The organism is Streptomyces sp. NPDC048420 (assembly GCF_040651535.1).
Classification (GTDB): domain Bacteria; phylum Actinomycetota; class Actinomycetes; order Streptomycetales; family Streptomycetaceae; genus Streptomyces.
The window spans coordinates 133,802-150,199 of sequence record NZ_JBEZKG010000021.1; the positions used below are offsets into that span (position 1 = coordinate 133,802).

14 protein-coding genes are annotated in these 16,398 nt (G+C 70.2%); 4 read left to right on the forward strand and 10 right to left on the reverse strand.

Features of this window, described 5'->3' with window-relative positions:
* The first annotated feature begins 22 nt into the window (after positions 1-22).
* On the forward strand, positions 23-616 hold the full coding sequence (gene rfbC / locus AB0D34_RS34390; RefSeq protein WP_362668800.1) for a dTDP-4-dehydrorhamnose 3,5-epimerase: 594 nt from the start codon (positions 23-25) through the stop codon (positions 614-616).
* A gap of 87 nt (positions 617-703) precedes the next feature.
* Here rfbC and AB0D34_RS34395 read toward each other — a convergent pair whose 3' ends face one another.
* The 8 genes from AB0D34_RS34395 to AB0D34_RS34430 form a co-directional block, all read right to left on the reverse strand.
* On the reverse strand, positions 704-1,498 hold the full coding sequence (locus AB0D34_RS34395) for a class I SAM-dependent methyltransferase (RefSeq protein ID WP_362668803.1): 795 nt from the start codon (positions 1,496-1,498) through the stop codon (positions 704-706).
* A 264-nt stretch (positions 1,499-1,762) separates the two neighbouring features.
* Positions 1,763-2,647 carry a dTDP-4-dehydrorhamnose reductase gene (gene rfbD / locus AB0D34_RS34400; protein WP_362668806.1) on the reverse strand — a complete coding sequence of 295 codons (885 nt, stop codon included), beginning with the start codon at positions 2,645-2,647 and terminating at the stop codon, positions 1,763-1,765.
* Positions 2,644-3,630, reverse strand: coding sequence for a dTDP-glucose 4,6-dehydratase (gene rfbB, locus AB0D34_RS34405; protein WP_330266958.1), 987 nt, complete (start codon positions 3,628-3,630; stop codon positions 2,644-2,646). The genes rfbD and rfbB overlap by 4 nt, the downstream gene beginning before the upstream one ends.
* Complete coding sequence (locus tag AB0D34_RS34410; protein WP_362668808.1) at positions 3,627-4,694, reverse strand: glucose-1-phosphate thymidylyltransferase; 1,068 nt, start codon at positions 4,692-4,694, stop codon at positions 3,627-3,629. Before AB0D34_RS34410 ends, rfbB begins: the two co-directional genes overlap by 4 nt.
* A gap of 211 nt (positions 4,695-4,905) precedes the next feature.
* A complete protein-coding gene (locus tag AB0D34_RS34415) occupies positions 4,906-8,904 on the reverse strand; it encodes an Rne/Rng family ribonuclease (protein WP_362668810.1) in 3,999 nt (1,332 codons plus the stop codon).
* A 262-nt stretch (positions 8,905-9,166) separates the two neighbouring features.
* A complete protein-coding gene (locus tag AB0D34_RS34420; protein ID WP_362668813.1) occupies positions 9,167-9,931 on the reverse strand; it encodes a TIGR03936 family radical SAM-associated protein in 765 nt (254 codons plus the stop codon).
* Positions 9,932-9,979: 48 nt separating this feature from the next.
* On the reverse strand, positions 9,980-10,993 hold the full coding sequence (locus AB0D34_RS34425; RefSeq protein ID WP_362668815.1) for a hypothetical protein: 1,014 nt from the start codon (positions 10,991-10,993) through the stop codon (positions 9,980-9,982).
* Between the two features lie 15 nt (positions 10,994-11,008).
* The gene (locus AB0D34_RS34430) at positions 11,009-11,536 is read right to left on the reverse strand and encodes a GNAT family N-acetyltransferase (RefSeq protein ID WP_362668817.1); all 528 of its coding nucleotides are present in this window, start codon (positions 11,534-11,536) and stop codon (positions 11,009-11,011) included.
* Between the two features lie 92 nt (positions 11,537-11,628).
* Between AB0D34_RS34430 and AB0D34_RS34435 the strand changes: the two genes are divergently transcribed.
* Positions 11,629-12,213 carry a TerD family protein gene (locus AB0D34_RS34435; protein WP_362668819.1) on the forward strand — a complete coding sequence of 195 codons (585 nt, stop codon included), beginning with the start codon at positions 11,629-11,631 and terminating at the stop codon, positions 12,211-12,213.
* A gap of 143 nt (positions 12,214-12,356) precedes the next feature.
* Entirely contained in the window at positions 12,357-13,055 is a 699-nt protein-coding gene (locus tag AB0D34_RS34440; RefSeq protein ID WP_362668821.1) for a DUF899 family protein, read from the forward strand.
* Between the two features lie 33 nt (positions 13,056-13,088).
* Here AB0D34_RS34440 and AB0D34_RS34445 read toward each other — a convergent pair whose 3' ends face one another.
* Positions 13,089-13,631: an ATP-binding protein gene (locus AB0D34_RS34445; RefSeq protein WP_362668824.1), complete on the reverse strand. Its 543-nt coding sequence runs from the start codon at positions 13,629-13,631 to the stop codon at positions 13,089-13,091.
* Between the two features lie 79 nt (positions 13,632-13,710).
* On the opposite strand from AB0D34_RS34445, the gene AB0D34_RS34450 reads away from it, so the two are divergent.
* On the forward strand, positions 13,711-14,295 hold the full coding sequence (locus AB0D34_RS34450; RefSeq protein WP_362668826.1) for a DinB family protein: 585 nt from the start codon (positions 13,711-13,713) through the stop codon (positions 14,293-14,295).
* Positions 14,296-14,356: 61 nt separating this feature from the next.
* Here the strand turns inward: AB0D34_RS34450 and AB0D34_RS34455 are convergent, their stop codons facing one another.
* On the reverse strand, positions 14,357-16,336 hold the full coding sequence (locus AB0D34_RS34455) for a TIGR03960 family B12-binding radical SAM protein (protein ID WP_362668828.1): 1,980 nt from the start codon (positions 16,334-16,336) through the stop codon (positions 14,357-14,359).
* Positions 16,337-16,398: the final 62 nt, after the last annotated feature.

A 16,398-nucleotide genomic window follows, 5' to 3' on the forward strand; every position in this document is an offset into this window, starting at 1 on the left:
GCACAGTTGAGGAGTGATCACCATGCGGGAGCTCGGAATCGCCGGCGCCTGGGTGCACGAACCGAAGGTCTTTCCAGACGCTCGCGGGAGCTTCCACGAGTGGTTCAAGGGAGCGGACTTCGCGGAGTCCACGGGCCACGGCCTGAAGCTGGCCCAGGCCAACTGCTCGGTCTCCAGCCGCGGCACCCTGCGCGGCATCCACTTCGCCGACGTGCCGCCCAGCCAGGCCAAGTACGTGAAGTGCGTACGCGGCGCGGTGCTGGACGTCATCGTCGACATCCGCACCGGCTCCCCCACGTACAAGCAGTGGGAGGCCGTGCGCCTGGACGACGTGGACCACCACTCCGTCTATCTCTCCGAGGGGCTCGGGCACGCCTTCATGGCGCTGACCGACGACGCGACCGTGGTCTACCTGTGCTCCGAGGGGTACGCCCCGCAGCGCGAACACGGCATCCACCCGCTCGACCCCGAGCTGGGCATCGAGTGGCCGTCGGGCCTGACACCGGTCCTGTCCGACAAGGACTCCGCGGCGCCGACCCTGGCCGAGGCCGAGGCGAAGGGTCTGCTGCCGTCGTACGAGGCGTGCCGGGCCTACCAGGCGCAGTTGCGCGGCTGAGGGCCGCGGAACGCGCCTGAGAGCGCATGAGAAGGGGCCTCGCGGGGAGTGTGTCCGCGAGGCCCCTCTCGTCGCTCTGCGAGCCGCTCAGCCGCCCAGCGCGGCGATCTGCCCGCGCACCTTCTCGAAGCCCGCGCGCGGGCGGCGCAGGTTCCGGGCCCGGGCCAGGGCCGGCCAGAAGTCCGCCTTCAGCAGCGCCTCGGGCTGCACGGCGTTCTTGCGCACGAGCACCTCTTCCGGGACCGGCTGCGGGTCCGGGGTGACGTACTCCTTGATGATGTCGTCGTAAGCCTCCTTGAGCACCGTGTTCTGCGGATCGGCTCCGAAGACCACGGCGACGCCGGTCGGCGCGGTGTCGATCTCGAGCACCGTCAGATCGGGGCGGTACTTGCGCAGCACGGTCACCACCTTGTAGACGTCGCCCGTCCAGTACTTGGTGTGCCGGTCGCGCGCCGCCTCGTCGACGTCGCGAGGCAGCATGTCGTCGAGCACGATCACGCTGGACCAGCGCGAGTGGCGCTCCACGTTCATGAAGTCGCGCAGCGCGTACTCGAAGAGGTGCATGCCGTCGATGAAGGACAGTTCCAGCGTGGGATCGCCGCCGAGGACCCCCAGCGGGTCGCGGCGGGCGAGGGCGCGGAAGGGGTTACGGCCACGGCGCAGGTGCACCAACGGGTCTTTGCGGGCGAAGAAGTCGTCACTGGTCGACTGGACCAGGTGGACGTCGCAGCTGAGCGACGTCACCACCTTGAAGGCGGGGTCGATCGCGACGGACGCGACGCGCGAAAGTGCCAGGCTGCGGCCGTCGTTGACGCCGATCTCCAGGTAGTTTCGCGGCCGGTAGACTCGGTGCAGTCCACGCAGGAGTTCATGACGGTCCACTGAAGCGGCCTTTCGAGGGGTTCGGGTGTTCTTGTTTCCGGCGAAGTTACTCATTTAAATGCTCTGGCGTAAGCTTTCGCGGAAGTTCACGGAAGGTTTACGTACTCGCCAGTAGGCCCCTGGGTGCCAGTCGACCACCTGAAGTAGCTACCGGGGCTCGCCCCTCGCCGGCCCGCCTGGGTGACGACGTACTCGGCACGCGCCAGGAATGCCGGTGGCCGGGCCCCGACCCAAGGCAGGACCCGGCCACCACGGTCGTCCCGGTCAGCCCCGTTCCGCCGCGAGCAGCGCGGTGAACGCCTCGGTCAGTGCCTCGCGCCAGTCCCGGATCGGCTCGATGCCCGCCGCCGCCCACCGATCGTGGCCCAGCACGCTGTACGCGGGCCGGGGCGCCGGCCGTACGAAGGCCGCACTGGTGGTGGGGCGGACCCGCTCCGGGTCGGCGCCCAGCTGCTCGAAGATGGCCCGCGTGAAGCCGAACCACGTCGTCTCGCCGCCGCTGGTGCCGTGGTAGACGCCGGCCGGGGCGGAGCCCGCGAGGGCGCCCTGGCCGAGGCGGACCAGCCGGTCGGCGAGATCGACCGTCCAAGTGGGCTGACCGCGCTGGTCGTCGACCACGTCGAGGGTGTCCTTGACGCTCTCGAGCTTGATCATCGTACGGACGAAGTTGCCGCCGCCCGCGCCGTACAGCCAGGCCGTGCGCACCACGTAGCCGGTCTCCGGGAGCGCGGCGAGGACCGCCTGCTCGCCCGCCAGCTTGGTGCGTCCGTACGCGCTGCGCGGCCCGGTGGGCGCGTCCTCGGGGTACGGCTTCTCGGCGTCCCCGGTGAACACGTAGTCCGTGGACACCTGCAGGAGTACGGCCCCGGTCTCCGCGCACGCCTCGGCGAGGTGGCGCGGTCCGTCGCCGTTGATCCGCAGCGCCTCGTCCTCGCGGGACTCGGCGTCGTCCACGGCGGTCCAGGCGGCGCAGTTGACGACGACAGCGGGCCGGTGCCGGGCGAACGCGGCGCGCACGGAGGCCGGTTCGGTGATGTCCAGCTCGGCTCGGGTCGCCGCGACGGCCGGGATCCCCGCCTCGGCGAGGCGCGCGAGGACATCCTGGGCGAGCATGCCGCCCGCCCCGGTGACAAGCCAGGCCTCGGTCACAGCGCGGCCCGCTCCTTCAGCGGCTCCCACCAGGCGCGGTTGTCGCGGTACCATTGCACGGTCTCGGCGAGGCCCTGCTCGAAGCTCTTGCGGGGCTCGTAGCCGAGCTCCTCGCGGATCTTCGTGCAGTCGACGGAGTAGCGGCGGTCGTGGCCCTTGCGGTCCTCGACGTACTCGACGCTGGTCTCCCAGTCGGCGCCGCACGCCTTCAGCAGCAGCCCGGTGAGCTCCTTGTTGGAGAGCTCGGTGCCGCCGCCGATGTTGTAGACCTCGCCGGCCCGGCCCTTGGTGCGCACGAGCTCGATGCCCTGGACGTGGTCGTCGATGTGCAGCCAGTCGCGGACGTTGCCGCCGTCGCCGTACAGCGGGACCTTCTTGCCGTCGAGGAGGTTGGTCACGAAGAGCGGGATGACCTTCTCGGGGAAGTGGTGGTGCCCGTAGTTGTTGGAGCAGCGCGTCACGCGCACGTCGAGGCCGTGGGTGCGGTGGTACGACAGCGCGATCAGGTCGCTGGACGCCTTCGCCGAGGAGTACGGCGAGTTGGGCTCCAGCGGGTGCGTCTCGGGCCAGGAGCCCTCGTCGATCGAGCCGTAGACCTCGTCGGTGGAGATGTGCACGAAGGTCTTGATGCCCGCGCGGTGGGCCGCGTCGATGAGGGTGTGGGTGCCGACCACGTTGGTGCGCACGAACTCGGCGCCGCCGTCGATGGACCGGTCCACGTGCGACTCGGCGGCGAAGTGCACCACCTGGTCGTGCTCGGCCATCAGCTTGCCGACCAGCTCGGGGTCGCAGATGTCGCCCTGCACGAAGGCGAATCCGGGGTGCTCGCGCACCTCGTCGAGGTTGGCCGGGTTGCCCGCGTACGTCAGCTTGTCGAGGACGGTGATCGAGACGTCACCGGGTCCCTCGGGGCCGAGCACGGTACGGACGTAGTGCGAGCCGATGAAGCCGGCACCGCCGGTCACCAGAATCCGAGTGGTCATGAAGAGATCTGCACCTTGCTGTGATCACCGAGCACGAGCCGGTGTGCCTTGGGGTTACGGGGCGCGGGCGTGACCTCCACGTCACGTCCGATGAGCGAGGCCTCCACGCGGCGCACGCCGGTCACGGAGGACCCGCGCAGCACGATGGAGTACTCGATTTCGCTGTCCTCGATCCGGCAGTCCTCGGAGACGGACGTGAACGGACCGATGTAGGCGTCGTTGACCACCGTGCCGGCACCGATGATGGCAGGCCCGACGATCCGGCTGCCACTGACGCTGGCGCCCGCCTCGATACGGACCCGGCCGATGATCTCGCTGCTCTCGTCGACCGTGCCCTCGTTCACCGGGTCGACGGTCTCCAGGACCGACCGGTTGACCTCCAGCATGTCGGTGACGTTGCCGGTGTCCTTCCAGTACCCGGAGATGGTCGTGGAACGGACGTCACGCTTCTGGTCGATCAGCCACTGGATCGCATGGGTGATCTCCAGCTCGCCGCGCCAGGAGGGCTCGATGGAGCGGACGGCCTCGTGGATGGCGGGGGTGAAGAGGTAGACGCCGACGAGGGCGAGGTCGCTCTTGGGCTGCTTCGGCTTCTCCTCCAGGCCCACCACGCGGCCGCTGCCGTCGAGTTCGGCGACACCGAAGGAGGTGGGGTTGGGGACCCGGGTCAGCAGGATCTGCGCCTCGGGGCGCTCGGCGCGGAACTCGTCCACCAGACCGGTGATGCCACCGACGATGAAGTTGTCGCCGAGGTACATGACGAAGTCGTCGTCACCGAGGAACTCCTGCGCGATGAGGACGGCGTGGGCGAGGCCCAGCGGCGCGTCCTGCGGGATGTAGGTGACCTTGATCCCGAACTGGGAGCCGTCACCGACCGCCTCGCGGATCTCGTCGGCGGTGTCGCCGACGACGATGCCCACCTCGCTGATCCCGGCCTCGGCGATCGCCTCCAGGCCGTAGAACAGCACGGGCTTGTTGGCGACCGGCACCAACTGCTTGGCGGAGGTGTGGGTGATCGGGCGGAGGCGGGTGCCCGCTCCCCCGGAGAGCACGAGAGCCTTCACGAAAATCCCTATTTGTCGAAATTAAGCGTCAATCTCGGCTCACATCATAACCCTGGGGACAGGCCGGGGATTCACCAGCCATTCACACGATCGATCACCGGTTGACAACTGTCTGTCGGACTCAATACCCACAGAAGCACGAAATCCGCCCCCGGCGAACCGGGAGCGGATTTCGATCTCCATACGGCTGAATCTGATCGGTGACCGTCCGTCAGGCCTCGTCCGCCTGGGTGGAGACGGACCCCGACGACTGCTGCTCGGCCGCCACCGTCTTCTTCGCCGCCGCCTTCTTCGCGGTCGTCTTCTTGGCGACAGTCTTCTTCGCGGCCGTCTTCTTGGCGGTGGTGGCCTTCTTGGTCGCGGCCTTCTTCGCCGTGGCCTTCTTGGCCGTCTTGCGGGCCGTCTTCTTGGCCGGAGCCGCCTCCTCGGCGGACTCGTCCACCTCGGCCGGGGCCTCCGCCGAGGGCACGACCACGACGGCCGCCTCCTCGGACGCGGTGGGCGCGGTGGCCTTGCGGACGGCACGACGACGGGGACGGGCCGGGGCGGCGCTCTCGGCGGTCGCCTCGGGCTCGGCCGACGCGGCCGGAGCCGGTTCGGCCTGCGGCTCGGTCACCGGCGCGGTCTCGGCGACCGTCACCACGGTGGTCTCCGCCCCCGCGGGCGACCCGGCGGGCGCGGACACCTTGCGGGTGGCGCGACGACGGGTACGGCCCTTCAGAGCGGCCTCCTCGGCGACGGGAGCGGCCTCGACGACCGGGTCCTCCACCGCGACCGGCTCGGCCTGCGCCTCGGCGGCCGTCTCCGGCTGCACGGGACGCTCGGCCTCCACCTCGGCCGGCACGGCCTGGGCGGTCGGAACCTCGACGTCCTCGGACACCGGGCTCTCCAGGTCGGCCGGCGCCTCGGCACCGCCCGACCTCCGCCCGGCACCCCTCGGCGCCCCGGCCGGAGCCGACGCCCGACGGCCCGCCCTGCGGCGACCACGCCCGCGCGTGGCCGCGGCCTCCGCCTCGGCGACGCTGCTGTACAGCTCCTCGTCAGGGGCGAACTCAGCCGGCGCGAGCGCGATCGGCTCGGCAACCTCCGCGGCGACCTCGGCCTCGGTCTCGACCTCGATCTCCTCCGGCGCCTCCACGACGGCCACGGCCTCGTGGATGTGCTCGTGCCCGTCACCGCCACGCCCGCGCTTCTTGCGCTTGCCGCCACCACCGGCGGAGGTCGGCTGCTCCATGTGCACGATGACACCGCGGCCGTTGCAGTGGACGCAGGTCTCGGAGAACGACTCCAGCAGGCCCTGGCCGACCCGCTTACGGGTCATCTGGACCAGGCCCAGCGAGGTCACCTCGGCGACCTGGTGCTTGGTCCGGTCACGGCCCAGGCACTCCAGCAGACGCCTGAGCACCAGGTCCCGGTTGGACTCCAGGACCATGTCGATGAAGTCGATCACGATGATGCCACCGAGGTCGCGCAGCCGCAGCTGACGCACGATCTCCTCGGCCGCCTCCAGGTTGTTCCTGGTGACCGTCTCCTCCAGGTTGCCGCCCTGGCCGGTGAACTTGCCGGTGTTGACGTCGACGACGACCATCGCCTCGGTCCGGTCGATCACCAGCGAACCACCGCTCGGCAGCCAGACCTTGCGGTCCAGCGCCTTGGCGAGCTGCTCGTCGATCCGGTACGTGGCGAAGACGTCGACCTCGGAGGTCCACTTCGACAGCCGGTCGGCCAGGTCGGGAGCGACGTGCGAGACGTATCCGTGGATGGTCTCCCAGCCCTCGTCACCGCTGACGACGACCTTGGAGAAGTCCTCGTTGAAGATGTCGCGGACGACCCGGACGGTCATGTCCGGCTCGCCGTAGAGCAGCGTCGGGGCGTTGCCGCTCTTCGCCTTCTTCTGGATGTCCTCCCACTGCGCCTGGAGCCGCTCGACGTCACGGCGCAGCTCGTCTTCGGAGGCGCCTTCCGCGGCCGTACGGACGATGACGCCCGCGTCCTCGGGGACGATCTTCTTGAGGATGGTCTTCAGACGCGCGCGCTCGGTGTCGGGCAGCTTGCGGCTGATGCCCGTCATCGAGCCCTCGGGGACGTACACGAGGTAGCGCCCGGGGAGGGAGACCTGGCTGGTGAGCCTGGCGCCCTTGTGCCCGATCGGGTCCTTGGTGACCTGGACGAGCACGGGCTGGCCGGACTTGAGCGCGGACTCGATGCGGCGCGGCCCGTTGGCCATGCCGAGCGCCTCGAAGTTGACCTCACCGGCGTAGAGCACCGCGTTGCGGCCCTTGCCGATGTCGATGAAGGCGGCCTCCATCGACGGCAGCACGTTCTGGACCTTGCCCAGGTAGACGTTGCCGACGTACGAGGTGGCCTGCTCCTTGTTGACGTAGTGCTCGACGAGCACACCGTCCTCGAGGACACCGATCTGGGTGCGCTCACCGCTCTGCCGGACGACCATCACGCGCTCGACGGCCTCACGGCGGGCCAGGAACTCGGCCTCGGTGATGATCGGCACCCGCCGACGGCCCTGCTCGCGCCCCTCACGGCGGCGCTGCTTCTTGGCCTCCAGACGGGTCGAGCCCTTGATGGACTGCACCTCGTCGGACGGCTCCGCCTTCGGACGGGGCTCGCGCACCTTGACGACGGTCCGCTCCGGGTCACCGTCACCGGGCTCGCCCTCGGCGGCGGAGTCCCCGGCCCGGCGCCGACGGCGACGGCGGCGACGGCTGCTGGAGCTGGACCCGCCGGACTCGTCGGAACGGGCGTCCTCGTCGTCCTCGTCGTCCCGCTCGGCAGCGTCGTCGCCCTGCTCGGCGGCGAGTTCGTCAGAGTCCGCGGAGTCCTCGGCGTACTCGTCACCGGACGCCTCGGCGGACTCGCCCCTGCGACGGCGACGGCCACCGCGACGACGACGCCGACGCGACCCGGTCTCCTCGGCCTCGTCCTCCGCGGAGTCCTCGGCGACGTCGTCCGCGTCCTCTTCCTCTACGGCGGTCTCGGCGGCGGCCTCCTGCACCTCGGGCTCGTCACCGGCACCCCGGCGACGACGACGGCGCCGCGACCCGGTCTGCTCCTCGGCGATCTCCTCGACCGGCTCGACGGACTCGACCGGCTCCGGCTCGCTCTGCCCGGCCTCCGCGACCGCGGCTGCCTCGGCGGCGGCCCGCTGCGGGGTCTGGAACTGCGGCTCGGTGAAGACGGGCGCCTGGAACACGGCGACCGCGGGGCGCGCCGGCCGTCGCGGTGACTCGTCCTCGTCCTCGGCGGACCGCCGCGCGGGCTCGGAGAACCCGGTGGCGGCGGCCTGTCGCACGGACCGACGACGGCCACGGCGGGGCGCGGCCTCCTCTACGGGGGCCTCGACGGGGGCGTCGACAGGAGCGGCGGCCTCGGCGGCCTCGACCTCGGGGGCGTCGGCGGGCGCGGAGCCACGCCGAGTGGTACGCCGACGGCCACGACGCGGGGCGGCGTCCTCGGCCTCGGTCTCGACCTCGGCGGGCGCTTCCGCGACCACCGGCTCAACGGTCTCGGAAACCTCGGCGGTCTCCGGAGCACCCTCGGGCGCGGACGCACGCCGGGTGGCCCGGCGACGGGTACGCGCGGCGGGCGCGGGGGTCTCGACGGCGGGCTCGGCGGCAGGCGCCTCATCGGCGGCCTCGGACGCGGTGGGCGCCTCGGCCGTCACCGGCACCTCGGTCTCGGCAGCCTCGGCCGCCTCCGGAGCCCCGGCGGGCGCGGACACCCGACGCGTGGCACGGCGACGAGTGCGACGCGGAGCCGCGTCCTCGGTCTCTGTCTCGACAGCGGGGGCACTCTCCTCGGCCACCGGCGCGGCGGGCGCCTCGGCGGCCACCGGCACCACGGTCTCGGCAGCCTCGGCCGCCTCCGGAGCCCCGGCGGGCGCGGACACCCGACGCGTCGCACGCCGACGCGGACGCCCGGCAGGAGCGGCGGCCTCGGCCGGCTCCTCGGTCTCGGCGCTCGCGACTGCCTCCGCGCTCTCGACGTTCTCGTCGAGCTTCTCCTCCTCGTCCGTGACGAGGTCCTCGGCCTCCGCGACCGGTATGGCCGGAGCGACGACCTCCTCGCCGTCCGAGACGGCGGCGACCGGCGGCCCCGCCGGCCTGGACGCGGCACGGCGCCGACGACGCGGCGGCAGGGTGTCGCTGGGGGTGTTCTGTTCGGAACCCTCGACGGGCTCGGTCGGTTCGAGCATGCGGGTTTATCTCCCGTCAGGCTCCCGGGCGCCGCGCCTGGTCCGGCGGGGATGCCGGTGACGTCCGCGGCTCGCGCGATGCGCGGTGCCGCCGTCCGGGGCGCGGGCGCCGCACGGGAGCTCTCTGTGTCCTGTCTCGCCGGTTCCGTACGCCCTCTTGGGTACGGCCTGGCGAAAGTCTTGTGGTCAGTGCGCTGCCCGACCCAGGTGGCTCCCGAGTACGAGGGCTGCGCTACGACGCCCGTCCTTCGCGGGACCTTCCTTACGCCGGCACCTTCGCGGCGGCAGTCGGTTCGGCCGTTGAATGGGCCTCGACTGCCTCGCGGTCGGGCGCAAGCGGGTCGGTCACCGTGCCGGTCTCTTCATCGAGCAGCCCCTGCGCCAGCCTGGTCACCGCTGCGGGGACCGGCGGCGCCAGGTCGGCCACGGCGCGGAGACCGGACAGGACGTCGTCGGGTCGTACGGCAGGCGTCACGTGCCGAACAACCAGCCGCAGTATCGCACAGGGCTGGTCGGTCGGCCTATCAGCAGGTTCACTGTGCGTTTCAAGTTGTACGACCGCGGGGCGGGCGTCGAAGGTACGCAGGCCGTTCTTGGTGGTCCGCTGGACCTCGACCGCCTCGGCGGCGTTGAACGCGGCGACCGCGCGCTCGGCCTCGGCCCGGTCCACTCCGTCCAGCCTGAGCTCCCACACGGAAGCGGTGAGCCGGTCGGCGAGTCCCGAGGTCCTGACCTCGACCGCGTCGACGATGTCGAGCCCGGTGGGCAGCGACTCGTCGAGGAGGAGCCGGAGCTTCTCCGGGTCGCGCGCCTGGGTGAGCGCGATCTCCAGGTACTCCGCCTCACTGCCCGTGCCGGTGGGTGCGGCATTGGCGTACGACACCTTCGGATGCGGCGTGAACCCCGCCGAGTACGCCATGGGCACCTCGGCACGGCGCAGCGCACGCTCGAAGGCGCGCTGGAAGTCACGGTGGCTGGTGAACCGGAGGCGGCCGCGCTTGGTGTAGCGCAGTCGGATGCGCTGCACCGCCGGTGCGGGCGGCGGGCCTTCGGGCTGTCGCTTGCCCAGTGTCGCTCAGTCCTTCGTGAGTGCGGTCGTACTGCTACCTAGAGTACGCGTGTCGGCGGCGCTGGGTTCCCGGCGGGCCACCGCTTCCCTCTGACGGGGTTCACCGAAGAGCATGCGCCGGAAGTCGGCCCGGGCCTCCCGTACGGACTCGCGGGCGGAGGCCAGCGCGGCCCGGGTGATCCGGCCCACACTGCGCGCGGCCTCGGCGACGGGGCGCAGCACCACGTCCCGGATCACGTGCCCGACCGGCGTCAGCACCGTGCGGTAGACCCAGCGCACCGGCTCGACGAAGATCCACCGGAAGAGGGTCCCGAGGAACCGTCCGACGGCGAGTGAGATGTGCCCGGCGATCCGCCAGGCGTGCCCGAGCGCGTCCCAGACCTCCCGGCCGATGACGGCGAGGACGCGTCCGACGGGCGCGAGGACCCAGCGCCACAGGGCGACGGCGGGCAGGACGAGCAGGATGCGGGCGATCCAGTACAGGGCGACGCCCACACCCTCGGCGATCGTGCCCGCCAGCCACGCGATCCCCCTGGCGCACCAGGCGATGGCGTGCCCGACGGGTGTGAAGATCCAGGCGAGCACGGCACCAGCGCCCTTGAGGAGCCACACGATCCCGTGCCCGATCGGGGTCAGCACGCGCGCGTAGAGCCACTCGGCCCCCGCCCCGATCCCGCGCGCGACCCAGGCGATGCCGTGCCCGACCGGGGTCAGCACATACCGGTACAGCCACACCAGGGGGACGACGACGAGCACCTTGACGAGCCATCCGACCGCCTTGGCGAGGGGCACGACGACGTACCGCCACAGCGCTGTCAGCGGCCAGACCACCAACGCCCGCCACAGCGGCCGCAGCACGCTGTCCCGCAGGAACCGCCCCACCACGACGAGCGCGTCCCACACCATCCGCACGGGCACGACCAGCACGAGTACGACGATGCGCACAGGGATGCGGATCGCGACGGTCAGACACCCCTCCGGCGCGGGCGACTGCGGCGCGGGCTGCTTCTCCAGGTCCATAACGACGTAGACGCCTCAGTTCCCCGTGCGGATCCAGTACCGCAGCTTCGCGCCGCGCTGATCCTCGAATTCTCCACCATTGGCCTCGATCACCTTACGAGAAGCGGTGTTGGTGGTGTCACAGGTCAGCAGGGCGCGGTCGATGCCCAGTTGACGGCAACGGGGCAGGGCGGCACGGAGCATGGCGGTGGCGTGTCCCTGCCGCCGGGCGCCGGGGCGGACCGCGTATCCGATGTGGCCGCCGAGCTCCAGCAGGTACGGGTTGAGCCGGTGCCGGATCGAGAGTCTGCCGAGGAAGGTGTCGCTCTCGGCGTACCAGAGGTTCGTCATCTCCACCCAGTCCGGCCGACGCGGCCGCTCCGGCTCCGCGAGCAACATGTCCACGAAGGCGGCGAATCCCGCCGGCTCGCGCCACGTCCTCTCGTACGGCGCGATGGACTCGCCCACCAGCACGAGCGCGTCCAGGCCCGCCTCGGTGAACTCCCGTACCGCGTCGAGGAAGGAGGCGTGGAACCGGACGTGGGGCGAGGTCAGCTGCGGCATCTTCCCATGATGGCGAGAGCGCGGACCGCCGGGCCACCGGGTTTCCCGGGCCTGTCCTGGGACCCCGGAGAAAGCACGTGCAGTATGTCCCCATGATTACGCTTACGAAGGAAGACGGCCCCGCCGACCTGGACGGCGTGACCCATCTGTCCATAGGGGTCTCCTGGGACCCCACCGCGGGCGCCAGCGGCGGGGTGATCGGCAAGCTGCGCCGCAAGACCGGCACGGACCTCGACCTGATCGCCATCGCCATGCACGACGGCGACCCGGTGCGCCTGGCGGGCCTCGACTCGCTCGACCCCATCGGCAACGGCTCCCTGCTCCACAGCGGCGACAACCAGACCGGCCACGGGGACGGCGACGACGAGACGGTCACCGTCGAGTTCGCGAAGATCCCGCCGCACATCACGTCGATCATCTTCGTCGCCGCCGCCTACAAGAAGGGCAGCTCCTTCCAGAAGGCCCGCAACATCAGCTTCAAGGTGTACGACGCCACCGGTGGCAGCTCCCAGCAGGTCGCCGACATCTGGCCGAGCATGCTCACCTCGGACAACGGCTGCGCCGTCGCCAAGGCGGTCCGCGTGGGCGACGCCTGGAAGCTCGAAGTCATCAACGTCACCGGCAAGATCAAGCAGGGCGACGAACTGGCCCTGATGCGCTTCGCCGCGAGCAAGTAGCGGGTGAGGGAGGCGGCAAGGGTGAGCGGGAGGGGCACGGCCCGGCGGCCGCGCCCCTCGCTGCTCCGACCGATGAGTTCCGCAGCCCCGTGGAGTCTGACCCCACACCAGCGACAGTCTCGTACGAGTTCTGTGAGGGGATCATGAACGCACACGCACTGCCACCCGTCGTCGACACCGCGACCTGGGAGGACCGGCTCCGGGCACTGAGGGCCCGGGAGAAGGCCGCGACACGGGAGCTCGACGCCATCGCCGCCGAGCGTCGCCGCCTGCCCATGGTGGAGATGCCCGACTACACCCTGGAGGGCGAGGAGGGTCCCGTACGGCTGGCGGACGTCTTCGACGGCAAGCGGCAGCTGATCGTCTACCACCACATGTGGTTCGCCGGCCAGGAATGGCAGTGCCCGGGCTGCACGGGTTTCACCTCGCAGTACACCCGCCTGGAGTTCCTGGACAACTACGACGCGCGATTCGTCGTCGTCACCCAGGGCCCCATCAAGGAGGCGCTGGCCTACAAGCGGCGGGTCGGCAACCGGATGACCTGGTACTCGACCGCGGGCAGCCCCTTCGGCTCCGACGTCGGCGCACCACCCGACGGAGGATTCGCGGTCAACGTGTTCCTCCGCGACGGCGACACCGTCTACCGCACCTGGCACACCGACGGCCGGGGCACCGAACAACTCGGCCACACCTTCCCCCTGATCGACCTCCTCCCCTACGGCCGCCAGGAGGAATGGCAGGACTCCCCCGAGGGCTGGCCCCAGTCCCCCACCTACAGCCGCTGGGCGACGTCCAAGGACATCGCCAGGCTCTACGGCCCCGACGGCGTCGACGCGCACTGAAGGTTGAACCGGACCATCCGACGCGCATCCGCATCAGGGAAGAGGCAGGTGTCCCGCGAGCGATGGCCACCGGTGGGCGGCCCACTCCAGCCAACCTGACCACCCAGGAGGCGGACCTCCTACCTCGTGGTCATCGAGTTCCGCGACGTCGGGCTCCTCGAACAGCGCCCTCCAGTGCAAGAGGTCGGTCTCGCGCATCACGAAGGTCTGCTCAGGGGTGGTCGACTGGCGATGGGCGATCCGAGCACGTTGGGTTTCCTGGTCCACCGCCACGTATACGAGTTGACAGGTCGCACCCGCAGCCGTCACCAACCAGCGGATCGCTGACCTCTCGTCACGAGACCAGCATCCGAAGTCCAGGACCACGTTCGTTCCGAGCTTCAGCGCCTCCAGGCCCAGCCAGAGCAGCCGTCCTTCCAGCACATCGCGCTTCCCGGCCGGCTGCGGATCACCGAACAGCGGGAGCATCCACTCATCCGGCGTCAGCCGCAGCGCGTTGTGCTCCTCGGCCAGTTGTCGAGCTCTCGTGGTCTTTCCGGCGCCGGGCAGGCCAACCGTCAGGAACAACGTCGTCACGCCCAGATCCTGTCACGGAGGGCCAAGTGATCACGGCTGATCTTGAGAGCACGAGCGGCCCATGGCAGGCTCATCCCGCATGATCGACGAATTCGCGAAAGACAACCTGCACGGGAGACTGCGGCGGGACCGCAAGGCGCTGCTCTGGAAACTCGACGGCTTGTCCGAATACGACGCCCGCCGACCTCTGACAGCGACCGGGACCAACCTCCTCGGCCTGGTCAAACACGTGGCCACCGTCGAGGCCAGGTACTTCGGCGAGGTCTTCGACCGCCCTTCCCCGGAACCGCTGCCCCGGTGGCAGGACCACAACGGCAGCGATCTGTGGGCGACCGAGGACGAGACCCGCGATCAGATCATCGGGTTCTACCGGCGCACGTGGGAGCACTCGGACGCGACGATCAACGAGCTTCCCCTCGACGCCCCCGGCCACGTGCCGTGGTGGCCGGAGCCTCATCTCAACACGAACCTGTTCGCCGTCATGGTCCATGTCCTCGGCGAGTCCATCCGGCATACCGGGCACGCCGACATCCTGCGCGAGGGCCTCGACGGCCGGACCGGACTGCGCGCCGAACACGAGCAGCAGATCGACGAGGAAGCCCGCGCAGCCTACTGCGCCAAGATCGAGCAGGCCGCCAGATCGGCCGCACCGATCAGGGCTTAGAGGCTGTCTCAGCGAGCCCCGTCCCGCCCAACCCGCAGTCCCGCACGGCCGCTCTGTCTCGTCAGTGCGAGTGACCGCTCGAAGCAGGCGCCGACCCAGCGTTCTTGACCGTCAACGGAAGCAACTTCTTCCCGGTCGGCCCGATTTGGATGCTCGTGTCCATCTGCGGACACACCCCACAGTCAAAGCAAGGCGTCCACCGGCAGTCCTCCACCTCCGTCTCGTCGAGGGCGTCCTGCCAGTCCTCCCAGAGCCAGTCCTTGTCGAGGCCGGAGTCGAGGTGGTCCCAGGGGAGGACCTCCTCGTAGGTCTTCTCGCGGGTGGTGTACCAGTCGACGTCCACGCCGAAGGCCGGCAGCGTCTTGTCGGCGCAGGCCATCCAGCGGTCGTAGGAGAAGTGCTCGCGCCAGCCGTCGAAGCGGCCGCCGTCCTCGTAGACGGCGCGGATCACGGCGCCGATCCGCCTGTCGCCGCGCGACAACAGGCCCTCCACGATGCCCGGCTTGCCGTCGTGGTAGCGGAAGCCGATCGAGCGGCCGTACTTCTTGTCACCGCGGATCTTGTCGCGGAGCTTCTCCAGGCGCGCGTCCGTCTCCTCGGCGGAGAGCTGCGGCGCCCACTGGAAGGGGGTGTGCGGCTTGGGGACGAAGCCGCCGATCGACACCGTGCAGCGGATGTCGTTCTGGCCGGAGACCTTGCGGCCCTCGGCGATCACCTTCGTCGCCATGTCGGCGATCTGCAGGACGTCCTCGTCGGTCTCCGTCGGCAGGCCGCACATGAAGTACAGCTTCACCTGGCGCCAGCCGTTGCCGTACGCCGTGGAGACCGTGCGGATGAGGTCGTCCTCCGAGACCATCTTGTTGATGACCTTGCGCATGCGCTCCGAGCCGCCCTCCGGCGCGAAGGTCAGGCCCGAGCGGCGGCCGTTGCGGGTCAGTTCGTTCGCCAGGTCCACGTTGAAGGCGTCCACGCGGGTCGAGGGGAGCGACAGGCCGATCTTGTCCTCCTCGTACCGGTCGGCCAGGCCCTTCGCGATGTCGCCGATCTCCGAGTGGTCCGCGGACGACAGGGAGAGCAGACCTACCTCCTCGAAGCCCGTCGCCTTCAGGCCCTTCTCCACCATGTCGCCGATGCCCGTGATGGAGCGCTCGCGGACCGGACGGGTGATCATGCCCGCCTGGCAGAAGCGGCAACCGCGGGTGCAGCCGCGGAAGATCTCCACCGACATGCGCTCGTGGACCGTCTCGGCCAGGGGGACCAGGGGCTGCTTGGGGTACGGCCACTCGTCCAGGTCCATGACCGTGTGCTTCGACACGCGCCAGGGGACACCGCTCTTGTTCGGTACGACACGGGCGATACGGCCGTCCGGGAGGTACTCCACGTCGTAGAACGCCGGGATGTACACCCCGCCCGTGCGCGCCAGTCGGAACAGGACCTCCTCGCGGCCGCCCGGCCGGCCCTCCGCCTTCCACTCGCGGATGATCTTCGTCATGTCGAGGACGGCCTGCTCACCGTCGCCGATGATCGCCGCGTCGATGAAGTCCGCGATCGGCTCGGGGTTGAAGGCCGCGTGGCCGCCGGCCAACACGATCGGGTCGTCCACGGTGCGCTCGCGAGACTCCAGCGGGATGCCCGCCAGGTCCAGGGCCGTCAGCATGTTGGTGTAGCCCAGCTCCGTGGAGAAGGACAGGCCGAACACGTCGAAGGCGCCCACCGGACGGTGGCTGTCGACCGTGAACTGCGGGACGTCGTGCTCCCGCATCAGCGCCTCCAGGTCCGGCCACACGCTGTACGTGCGCTCGGCGAGGACGCCCTCCTGCTCGTTCAGGACCTCGTAGAGGATCATGACGCCCTGGTTGGGCAAGCCGACCTCGTACGCGTCCGGGTACATCAGTGCCCAGCGGACGTCACACGACTCCCACGGTTTGACGGTGGAGTTGAGCTCTCCGCCGACGTACTGGATCGGCTTCTGCACATGCGGGAGCAGAGCTTCGAGCTGCGGGAACACAGATTCCGCGGCCGCAGCGACTTCGGCAGGCATCTCGCGCACCTTCGTGGGCTGGACTGAACTGACAGGGGTGACCATCTAGCCTAACGCGATCG